The organism is Streptomyces sp. NPDC004658 (assembly GCF_040609555.1).
Taxonomy (GTDB): Bacteria; Actinomycetota; Actinomycetes; order Streptomycetales; family Streptomycetaceae; genus Streptomyces.
Genome location: NZ_JBEXKG010000209.1, coordinates 1 through 10857, shown reverse-complemented (window position 1 = coordinate 10857; position 10857 = coordinate 1). Strand labels below are relative to the sequence as shown.

At 73.1% G+C, this 10857-nt stretch carries 5 protein-coding genes; 3 read left to right on the top strand and 2 right to left on the bottom strand.

What is annotated here, in order from left to right:
* Positions 1-67: 67 nt before the first annotated feature.
* The gene (locus ABZV94_RS37100) at positions 68-2164 is read right to left on the bottom strand and encodes a glycogen debranching N-terminal domain-containing protein (protein ID WP_356348656.1); all 2097 of its coding nucleotides are present in this window, start codon (positions 2162-2164) and stop codon (positions 68-70) included.
* Positions 2165-2967: 803 nt separating this feature from the next.
* On the opposite strand from ABZV94_RS37100, the gene ABZV94_RS37095 reads away from it, so the two are divergent.
* The 3 genes from ABZV94_RS37095 (at position 2968) to ABZV94_RS37085 (ending at position 9217) form a co-directional block, all read left to right on the top strand.
* Positions 2968-7056 (top strand): discoidin domain-containing protein, encoded by a 4089-nt coding sequence (locus ABZV94_RS37095; protein ID WP_356348653.1) that lies wholly within the window; start codon positions 2968-2970, stop codon positions 7054-7056.
* Positions 7057-7271: 215 nt separating this feature from the next.
* Positions 7272-8132 carry an NAD-dependent epimerase/dehydratase family protein gene (locus ABZV94_RS37090; protein ID WP_356348651.1) on the top strand — a complete coding sequence of 287 codons (861 nt, stop codon included), beginning with the start codon at positions 7272-7274 and terminating at the stop codon, positions 8130-8132.
* 188 nt (positions 8133-8320) lie between these two features.
* Complete coding sequence (locus ABZV94_RS37085) at positions 8321-9217, top strand: LysR substrate-binding domain-containing protein (protein ID WP_356348649.1); 897 nt, start codon at positions 8321-8323, stop codon at positions 9215-9217.
* A 284-nt stretch (positions 9218-9501) separates the two neighbouring features.
* Here ABZV94_RS37085 and ABZV94_RS37080 read toward each other — a convergent pair whose 3' ends face one another.
* On the bottom strand, positions 9502-10845 hold the full coding sequence (locus tag ABZV94_RS37080; RefSeq protein ID WP_356348658.1) for a VWA-like domain-containing protein: 1344 nt from the start codon (positions 10843-10845) through the stop codon (positions 9502-9504).
* Between the last annotated feature and the right edge of the window lie 12 nt (positions 10846-10857).

Sequence of the window (10857 nt, the reverse complement as noted above, 5' to 3'; positions counted from 1 at the left end):
GTCGCACGCGGCGGCCGGGCGGCGGCCACGCGCTGCGACGGGAGGGAAGCTCGGAGGGGGCGCACTCTCAGGGGGAGCCCGGGGGTTCGGCGTCGACGGCCGTGCAGGGGCAGGGGGTGTCCGTCAGCCGTACGCCGTCGGGCAGTCCGGTGACCTCCGGGTGACCGTCCTCGGACACCGTCAGCGTCACCCGGGCCTCGCCCAGCGGGACGCCGGTCAGCCGCAACGCGCCGAAGCCGCGCGGCAGCAGGGGGCTGACCCGGACGACGCCGTGCGGCAGGCAGACCTCCGCGCCCAGCAGGACCCGCAGGACGAGCAGCGGGGCGGCCGACGCCCAGGCCTGCGGGGAGCAGGCGGCCGGGTACGGCACCGGCTGGGCGTACTCGGCGCGGTCGAAGCCGCACAGCAGTTCCGGGAGCCGTCCGCCGAAGGCCGCGGCGGCGTCCAGCACGGCGTGGGCGATACGGCGGGCGTGGTCGGCGAAGCCGTACCGCATCAGGCCGGCGGCGACGATGGCGCTGTCGTGCGGCCACACCGAGCCGTTGTGGTAGCTCATCGGGTTGTACGCGGCCATGGAGGTGGCCAGGGTGCGCACGCCCCAGCCGCTGAACAGCTGGGGGGACAGCAGGTGTTCGGCGACGGCGGCTGCCCGGCCGGCGTCGACGATGCCGGTCCACAGGCAGTGCCCCATGTTGGAGGCGAGCGCGTCCACGGGCCGCTTGTCGCCGTCCAGCGCCTCGGCGTACCAGCCGGGTCCGGGCAGCCAGAACCGCTCGTTGAACCGCTGCTTCAGCTCCCGGGCCCGCTTGCGCCACCGCTCGGCGCCGGAGCCGCCCTCCAGTCGCTCGGCCAGCAACGCCCGTGCCAGATAGGCGGCGTACACATAGCCCTGCACCTCCGCGAGCGCGATCGGCGGCTCGGCGATCCGTCCGTCGGCGCCGTTGACGCCGTCCCAGGAGTCCTTCCAGCCCTGGTTGGCCAACCCGCGGTCGGTGGCCCGCCGGTACTCGACGAACCCGTCGCCGTCCCGGTCGCCGTACTCCTCGATCCAGGCCAGGGCCCGGTCGGCGTGCGGCAGCAACTCCCGTACGGCGTCCGGGTCGACGCCCCAGCGGCACAGCTCGCCGAGCAGCATCACGAACAGCGGGGTCGCGTCGACGGTGCCGTAGTAGACGGTGCCGCCCAGCGCCAGCGACGCCTCCACGCCGAAGCGCAGTTCGTGCGGGATCCGGCCCGGCTCCTCCTCGGTCACCGGGTCGACGGCCGAGCCCTGGTGCCGGGCCAGCACCTGGGCGGTACCGAGGGCGAGGTGGGGGTCGAGCGGCAGCGACATCAGCGACGTGAGGATCGAGTCCCGCCCGAACAGGGCCATGAACCAGGGCGCACCGGCCGCCACCACGGGCGTGTCCGGCCGCTCCGGGTCGAAGATCCGAAGCGCTCCGAGATCCCGGCAGCTGCGCCGCAACGTCAGCGCGAGCGCCTCGTCCCCGACCTGGACCCGCGGCCCGGCCTGTCGCCACTCGGAGGTGCGCACCGACGGCCCGGCCTGCTCGACGGGCCGTTCCAGGGGGAACGACGTCGGCGTCTCCACCCCGTCGGTCACCGGTGTCACCAGCACGGACGCCCGCCACACGCCGCGCGGCGGCACGACGGCGCGGAAGGTGAGCTGGCCCGGTGAGCAGACCGCACCCTCGGCGACGATCCGCACGCCTCGGCTCTCGCCGCGCCACTGCCGATTCAGCGCCAGGACCCCGTCGCCGTAGTCGACGCCGTACTGCCCGCGCAGCTCGACCCGGCCTTCCTTCACCGCGAAAAGGTCGGCGAAGTCGGCCTCCGCGCGCAGGGTGAGCCGGCACGCGGCGGCCTCGGTGCCGAGGTTGCGCAGCACCAGGTCCTCGCGCATGCCGGCGCCCACGAAGCGGTGCCGCTCGACCAGTACGGTGGCCTCGCTCTGTCCCGGGCGCGGGCGGGCCCGGCCGAGGAAAAGGGCCTCGTAGGGCTCCTGCGCGATGACGGTGAGCGGGTCCACCTCCTCGTCGTCGACGCGGAGTTGCCATGCCGACAGGATGCGGGTGTCGCGGTGGAACAGCCCGTGGGGCGTACCCGGGACCAGGTCGCCGCCCCGCTCGGACAGACAGAAGGACGAGCCCTCGATCAGGGTCACGGAATCGCTTCCGCCCCCGGTCGCCTCCCCGGCGAACGTCCAGCCCTCGCCCATCGATCACCTTCCTCTGACGAGCCTGCGGAGATAGACGATGGTGAAAGATGATGTCCGGGAGTCCTTATACGACGAAGCTCAACTTTCCTGCAAGTCCGAGCAGCCCCCCGCCGTCGACGTCCCGTCGGTGCCGGTGCCCAGTCCGTCCGGTCCGGCAGGAGGAAGGCCACGGTGGCAGCGACATCGCCGGGGGGCCGGGGCGGCCGGGAGGTGGAAGTCGCCCGGGGCGGGCGGACCCGCGCGCACACCAACGGCTCGCCCGGCCGGCGCCATTTCACCGCCGCACAGGCCGCCGCACGGGCCGGCGAGGTCGACCTGTCGCCACGTCGGGCCACCCGTCGCATCCGCAACTCTCCCGGCGGATCGCAGACAAGTCGCCGCTTCCCTCCCTCAGGGCGGCCGGGCCGGTACCTCGCCGCTGCGGACGGCACGCGCAGACCGCAGCGGCGGGAATTCACCGCAGCAGGAACCGCTCAAGTCCCCGCGGCCCGCTTCGACTCCGGCGCGACATCCCCTCCCCAGCCACCCACACGGACACGGACCGGCGACCGCACACTTTCCTCGTTCGCCATAGCCACGATCGGCCGGAACCCCGTGGAAGACGACGCAATCCGGCAGACACGGATCCATGTACCGGGGGTTGACATGAGCCGCCGCGCCGCCCAGCCTTTGGCAACGTTGTCATACGTACTTCGGCGGCGGCCCGGAGCAGTCCGGACGGCACCGCTTTTTGATAGGACGTCACGCTCATGACAGATCAGTCGGATTCGTCGCGCCCTCCGTCGCGACGGGCCATCGTCACCACGGGCACCACCCTGCTGGCCGGATTCGGCCTGGGTTCCGTGCTTCCTGTGGCGACCGCCGCCGCCGCGCCCGGCGGCGCGCCGGTCGACTCCCCCGCCTCCCCCGGTGAGCTGGCGCTCTACCGGCCGGTCTCGGTCTCTTCGACGGCCTACGCCGCCACCCCCGGCTCCTTCGTGGTCGACCGCCTCTCCTCCCCCGGTGTCCGGGGCAGCGGCTGGCGTGCCGAGGGCGGCGATCCGCAGTGGATAGCCGTCGACCTCCAGGCGGCCTGCGAGGTCACGCGGGTCCGTCTCACCTTCGAGGCCGACGCGTCCGACCCGGTCTACACGCCGCCCACCACCGGCAACGTGCACAGCGGCACCACCGGTGAGGAGATCCAGTCGAGCTTCTCGCTGGTCTTCGTCGTCGAGACGTCCGTCGACCACGAGTCCTGGACCACGGTGTACAGCACCACGGCCGGGACCGGCGGCGCCGTGGACATCCAGCTCCCCCGGCCGGTGTCCGCGCGCTGGGTGCGCATGACCTCCCGGAAGCGCTCCAGTCCGCTGCCCCTCGGCCTCAACGGCTTCGAGGTGTACGGCACCGCCAAGGGGCACCGCCCCGCGGCCACCGGCTGGACCGACTGGGGTACCCGGCACGACGAGGCCCCGGCGCTCACGGTCGCCGACGACGGGACCGTGCCGGTGGAGTCGGGCTGGCGGCTCACCATGGACGACTGGGCCGGCGCGGACGGCGCCGGTCTGTCGAGGACGTCCGTGGACACCAGCGGCTGGCTGCCCGCGACCGTTCCCGGCACGGTGCTGGGCTCGCTCGTGGAGCAGGGCAAGCTGCCCGACCCGGTGGCGGGTCTGAACAACCTGCGCATACCGGAGGCGCTGTCGCGCCACTCCTGGTGGTACAAGCGGGACTTCGCCCTGCCGCGCGGGCTGCGCACCGGCGCCGGCCGGCACCTCTGGCTGGAGTTCGACGGCGTCAACCACAAGGCCGACGTATGGCTCAACGGCGAGCGGGTGGGCGGCCTGACGTACCCGTTCGCCCGTGCCGCCTTCGACGTCACCCGGCAGCTCGCCGGGGACGGCGAGAACGCCCTCGCGGTGCGGATCACGCCGATGCCGGTCCCCGGCAGCCCCGGTGACAAGGGTCCGCTGGGCGAGTCCTGGGTGGACGCCGGCGCGCAGCAGATGAACCTCAACTCCCCCACGTACCTGGCGTCCTCGGGCTGGGACTGGATGCCGGCCGTACGCGACCGCGCGGCGGGCATCTGGAACCACGTCCGGCTGAGATCGACCGGCCACGTAGTCATCGGCGACCCCCGCGTGGACACCGTGCTGCCCGCGCTGCCGGACGTGTCCGTGGCCGAGCTGACCGTCGTCGTCCCGGTGCGCAACGCGGACACCGCCGACCACCGGGCGACGGTCACGGCCGCCTTCGACGGGGTGCGGGTGTCGAAGGCGGTCACCGTGAAGGCGGGCGAGAGCATGGACGTCGTCTTCGCGCCGGACGCCTTCGGACAGCTGCGGCTGCGGGACCCCCGGCTGTGGTGGCCGAACGGTCTGGGCGAGGCCCATCTGCACGACCTCACGCTCACCGCCTCGGTGGACGGCCAGGAGAGCGACCGGCGCACCACCCGCTTCGGCATCCGCCAGTTCGGCTACGAGTACGACGTACCGCTCGCGTTCACCGCGTCCGGTGACGCCTACACGCAGACCGTGACCTTCGACCGGCAGCAGGCCCGGCACGTCCGCATCCGCTGCCTGACGCGGGCCACGTCCTGGGGCAGTTCCCTGTGGACCCTGTCCGTCCGGGACAGCACCCAGCCGGGTACCGACCTCGCGCTGCACGCCCACGCCGAGGCGTCCAGCACCGACCAGGACAGCAACGGCGCGCCCAACGCGACCGACGGTGACACCGGCACCCGCTGGTCCTCCGCCTACGAGGACGACCAGTGGATCAGCGTCGACCTCGGCTCCGTCCAGTCCTTCGACCGGGTCGACCTCACCTGGGAGCAGGCGTACGCGAAGACCTTCGTCGTCCAGGTCTCCTCGAACGGCTCGGACTGGACCGATGTGAAGGCGGTGGACAACGGGGCGGTGCCGCTGCCGTTCAACAACGGCAACGCGAGTCTCCAGGTGGAGGACTTCGACCGGCGGACCGCCCGCTATGTCCGTCTCGACTGCGGTCTGCGCAACACCAGTTGGGGCAACTCGTTGTGGTCGCTGTCCGTCGTCGACCGGAGTGACCCCGGCACCGACCTCGCCCTGCGCCAGAAGGCCACCGCTTCCACGGAGGAGTCCGACCACCCGGCGTCGAACGCCACCGACGGGAACCCGAACACCCGCTGGTCGTCCGCGTACGAGGACCACCAGTGGATCCAGGTGGACCTCGGCTCCTCCCGGACGTTCGACCGCGTCGCGGTCGTCTGGGAGACCGCGTACCCGAAGTCGTACACGATCCAGATGTCCGACGACGGCGACACCTGGACCGACGTGAAGACCGTGTCGAACACACCGGACCCGCTGAAGATCAGCGTCAACGGCGTGCGCGTGCTGGCCCGCGGCGGAAACTGGGGCTGGGACGAACTGCTGCGCCGGATGCCGGCGGAGCGCATGGACGCGGCGGTGCGGATGCACCGGGACATGAACTTCACGATGATCCGCAACTGGGTCGGCAGCAGCGACCGGGAGGAGTTCTTCGCCGCCTGCGACCGGCACGGCATCCTGGTGTGGAACGACTTCCCCAACGCCTGGGGCATGGACCCGCCGGACCACGACGCCTTCAACGCGCTCGCGCGGGACACCGTGCTGCGGTACCGCATCCACCCGTCCGTGGTGGTCTGGTGCGGCGCGAACGAGGGCAACCCCCCGGCCGCCATCGACAAGGGGATGCGCGAGGCGGTGGAGCAGCAGGTGCCCGGCGTGCTCTACCAGAACAACTCGGCGGGCGGGATCGTCACGGGCGGCGGGCCCTACGGCTGGGTGGAGCCGGAGAAGTACTTCGATCCGATGACGTACGGCAGCCGCGACTTCGGCTTCCACACCGAGATCGGCATGCCCGTCGTCTCCACCGCGGCGAGCACCCGCAGCATGACGGGCGACGAGCCGGAGTGGCCGATCCGCGGCGCGTGGTACTACCACGACTGGAGCGAGCACGGGAACCAGGCGCCGCAGAACTACAAGGCCGCCATCGAGGCCCGGCTGGGCGAGTCCGGCGACCTGGACGACTTCGCCCGCAAGGCGCAGTTCGTCAACTACGAGAACACACGCGCCATGTTCGAGGCGTGGAACGCCCACCTGTGGGACAACGCCTCCGGTCTGATGCTGTGGATGTCCCACCCGGCGTGGCACAGCACGGTCTGGCAGACGTACGACTACGACTTCGACGTCAACGGCACCTACTACGGCGCCCGTTCGGCCTGCGAGCCGCTGCATGTGCAGGCCGATCCGGTGAAGTGGCGGGTCCTGGCGGTGAACCACACGTCGGCGGACCTGCGCGGCGCCACCGTCACCGCCCGGCTGTACGACCTGTCCGGCCGGCAACTCGGCAGCAGCAGGACGGCCCGGGTGGACATCGAACGGGCTGCCACCGCCGAGGCGTTCACCGCCGACTGGACGGACGGCCTGCCGGACCTGCACCTGCTGCGGCTGACCCTGGAGGACTCCCGGGGCAGGGAGCTGTCGCGGAACACCTACTGGCGCTACCTCGAGGCCGGCGCGCTGCGGGGGCTGAACAAGACGAAGCAGGTGAGGCTCACGGGCGCGGTCACCGGGTGGTCGCGCTCCGGTGACCGCCAGGAGCTGACGGCGGTGATCCGCAACCAGGGCCCGGCGGTCGCCGCCATGGTCCGGCTGTCGCTGCTGGAGGACGCGCACGGCCGCCGAGTCCTGCCGACGCTGTACAGCGACAACTACCTGTGGCTGCTGCCCGGCGAGTCCCGGACCGTCCGGCTGTCCTGGCCGAAGGAGGCCTGCTCGTCCCGGCGCCCGGTGCTGACGGCGGAGGCGTACAACAGCCCGGTCGCGACGCTGCACGGCTGAGGCACACGTGCCCCGCCCGGGCCCGGCACGTACCGGGTCCGGGCGGGGCACGTGGACGTCCCACCGTGTGTGATGCCCTTCGGGTATCACAGACGGCGGAAGAGGTCTTGGACGGGGATCCGTCGCCGGGCGCAGGGTGGTCAGCGAAGGAAGCGGCGTCAGCGAAGGAAGCGACGTCGGCGGAGTCGCTCACCACGGAGACAGGAGCCAGGACCATGAAGATCTTCCTCACCGGCGGGTCCGGATACATCGGCAAGGCCACCATCGGCGCGCTGATCCGCCACGGACACACCGTGGAGGCGCTGGCCCGCAACGACCGCGCCGCAGAGACGGTCGCCTCCCTCGGGGCGACTCCGGTGCGCGGCGGGCTGGGGGATCTCGGGGTGCTCAACGCGGCGGCGGCCCGCGCCGAGGCCGTCGTCCACCTCGCGCAGGCCGAGACCGGCGACGAGGACCTCGCCGCCGCCACCGCCATGCAGGACGGCGTCGGCACCGGCACCTACGTGCACACCGGCGGCACCTGGGTCTACGGCGACACGCACGGGGTCGTGGACGAGACCGCCCCCTGGAACCCGCCGTCCCTGGTCGCCTGGCGCAAGCCGGTCGAGGACGCCGTGCTGGGGCGTGCGCGGCAGGGCGGTCGCCCCGTCGTCGTGCAGCCCGGCCTGCTCTACGGCGGCGAGAACCGCCTGATCGACTTCTTCTACGCCGTCCCGGGCAAGGAGGCCGGCGCCGTTCCGTACATCGGCGACGGGGCGAACCACTGGGCGCTGGTGCACGTCGACGACATCGCGGAACTGTACGCCGCCGCGCTGAAGGCGAAGCCCGGTGCGGTGTACGTCGGCGTGGGCGGGGTGAACCCCACCGCCAAGGAGTGCGCCCTGGCCGTCGCCCGCTCCGTCGGCCTCGACGGCAAGGTCGCCTCCGTCACGCTGGAGCAGGCCCGTGAGCAGATGGGCCCGATCGCGGACGCCTTCGCCCTGGACCAGCGGCTCACCCCGGCACGCGCCGAGGCCGACCTCGGCTGGAAGCCGAAGTTCACCGACCCGCTGGCCGTCCTCGCCGGCGAGGAGTGACCCGGGCAGGGACGAGGAGGCACCGTCTGCCAAGGCGGGGGCACCGTCCGTGACGGCGCGCGGTCGTCGGCGCGGGTAGATTCGTGAACAACCTCCTCGGTCGTCCCAAGGAGCGAGGGAGAGTCGTTCCAGGAGGGCCGACCGCCCGGCGGGGTGGTCGCCCCGGAGAGAGTGAGCGGTGAGTCCGGGTGGATGTCGACCTGCGGAAGCTTCGGTATTTCGTCGCAGTGGCCGAGGAACTCCACTTCGGACGCGCGGCCGAGCGTCTGCACATCGCGCAGCCCGTGCTCTCCCGGCAGATCCGCAGCCTGGAGGACGACCTGGGCGCCGAGGTCTTCGCACGGGACCGGCGCGGCACGCTGCTCACGCCGGCCGGGAAGCAGCTGCTGGAGGACGCCGTCCCCCTGCTCGCCTCGGCCGAGGCGCTGCTGCGGCGGGTGAAGACGGCGGCGCGGGGCACCCCGACGCTGACCATCGGTTTCATGCCCGGCATCACCGTCACCCCGGCCACGGCCGTCTTCACCACCCGCCGCCCCGGCGTCGACGTGCGGCTGCTGCGCACCAGCTGGGACAACCAGGTCGAGGTGCTGCTGGACGGCCGGGCGGACATCGGCGTCGTACGGCTGCCCATCGACCAGCGGGGCCTTCAGGTACGGCCGCTGTTCCGGGAGCCGCGCGTCGTCATGCTGCCGGCGGGACACCGGCTGGCGGGCAGGTCGTCGGTGACCGTCGGCGACCTCGCCCCCGAGCATCTGCTCCAGGACCCGGACGCCGTCCCCGAATGGCGTGACGTGGCCCTGGAGATGCGTGAGGGACGGCGCCCGGAAGTGCCCGCGATCCACCAGGTGGAGGAGAAGCTGGAACTGGTGGCCTCCGGCGCGGGCATCTGCGTGCTCCCGCTGTCCACCGCCACCTTCTACACCCGCCCGGACGTGATTCCGCTTCCCGTGGACGGCATCGGTCCCAACGAGGTGGCCCTGGCCTGGGTGGCGTCCCGCCGCTCCCCCCTCATCCACGACTTCGCCGAGGCCGCGACGCAGACCCTGGGCGAGTCCCGGGCCGGGGACCCGCCACCGGAACGCTGACGCCCACCTCCGCGGCCCTCCCGGCCGAGCTCACGGCTGCGTCGGGGACACGAGGCCGCCGCCGCGGCCCCCGTCCGCGCGGTCGGCACCGGGCCGACGGGTTCGACGAGGTCCCCTGCGGCGACCGGCACGCGGTGCGCGGGGGCGTCACCGTCCGACAGCGCGGCTCACGTATCCCGTCGCGCAGTTCGCCCACCGCCGGCCGGACGGCCGTCCCACGGACGCGAGCCCGCCAACCGGCCTGCCACTCCTCGCCGGCCGCGGAGACGACTCCGTTCGCCTCCTCAGCCGATCGTCACGACCCGTGCCCAGGGCGGTGGGGTGTCCGGGACGTAGTCGGGGTCTTCCTCGTCCACGCCGCGGGCGGGGCGTGGGAAGAGGCCGACGACGGTGCGGCAGGACGGCGGGGTCGAGGGCCATGGGGTCTGTCCGTCCGTGAGGGCGACGATCACGTCCGGGCGCGGCCGGGAACCCAGTGCCCGGGTGAAACCGGAGCGCAGGTCGGTTCCGCCGCCGCCGACCAGTGCGATGTTCTCGGCGCGGCACAGGGGGACGGCGATCCCGGCCGCCGCGTCGCAGGAGATCACCGAGACCAGGTCGCGCCGTCCGCCCACCGCCCGCGAGATCGCCGCGACCTCCAGCAGCGCGCTGCCGAGTTCCGCGTCGCTCACCGAGCCGGAGGTGTCGATCACGACGCAGACCCGGGGCGGGGTGCGGCGCAGGCTCGGCAGCAGTACGCCGGGGACCGAGGCCGAGCGCCGGGACGGGCGCCGGTAGCTGTGGTCCTCGCCCGCCCCGGGCGCGCCCGTCGCCGAGCGGACCGCCGCGCCGAGCAACTGCCGCCAGGGCTGCGGCGGATGGAAGACGTCCTCGGCCCATCGGCGCCAGCCCTCCGGCGCGTGGCCGGGACGGCCCTTGATGCCCTCGGCGACCCGGAAGCGGACCGCGTCCTGCTGCTGCCTGCTCAGTCCGTGGGCCCCGTCGGGTCCCAGCTCCCACGGCCGGGCCTGCCCGTCGGCGCCGCTGCCGCAGTCCAGCCAGGCCAGGTCCGCGGTGAGCCCGGACAGCGACGCCGTGCGCAGGTACTCCTCCATGAGGAGACCGTCGGGCAGCCGCAGCATCGACGGGTGCACCGCTCCGAAGGGGCGGGGCAGGCCGTCGCCGTAGATGTCGTCGTTGATCTCGAAGTCGGCGGCGATGTTCCGCCGCAGCCTCCCCCCGCTTCCGGCCGGCGAGGGCCCGGTCCGGCTTCGCCCGGCCGGCCCGTGGTTCTCGTGCTCCCGCGCGTACCGCTCGCCCCGCCCGTGGTGGTCGCGGAGCAGGTGCGAGACCTCGTGCACCCAGACGCCCGCCAGCTCCTCCACCGGGGTGCGCGCCACGAAGCCCGGTGAGACGTAGCAGCGCCAGTGTGCGTCCACCGCCATCGTCGGCACCGAGCGGTCCTCCACCACGTGCAGCGCGAAGAGGGCGGCGGCCAGGTAGGGGCGGACCTTCACCGCGTGGAGCCGGGCGGCCAGCAGCTTCTCCTGGTCCAGCGGCAGTCCGGGAGAGCCGTACGGCCGACCGGAGGCGGTCGGCGGCGCCGGCACCGCGGCCCGTACCGGGCGGGGCGGCGCGGGCCGGGGCATGGGACGTGGCAG

What these genes read in the sequence shown, in the direction of transcription:
- ABZV94_RS37095 (WP_356348653.1), top strand. Translation starts at nt 2,968, where the DNA reads ATGACAGATCAGTCGGATTCGTCGCGCCCTCCGTCGCGACGGGCCATC.
- ABZV94_RS37090 (WP_356348651.1), top strand. Translation starts at nt 7,272, where the DNA reads ATGAAGATCTTCCTCACCGGCGGGTCCGGATACATCGGCAAGGCCACC.
- ABZV94_RS37080 (WP_356348658.1), bottom strand. Translation starts at nt 10,845, where the DNA reads ATGCCCCGGCCCGCGCCGCCCCGCCCGGTACGGGCCGCGGTGCCGGCG.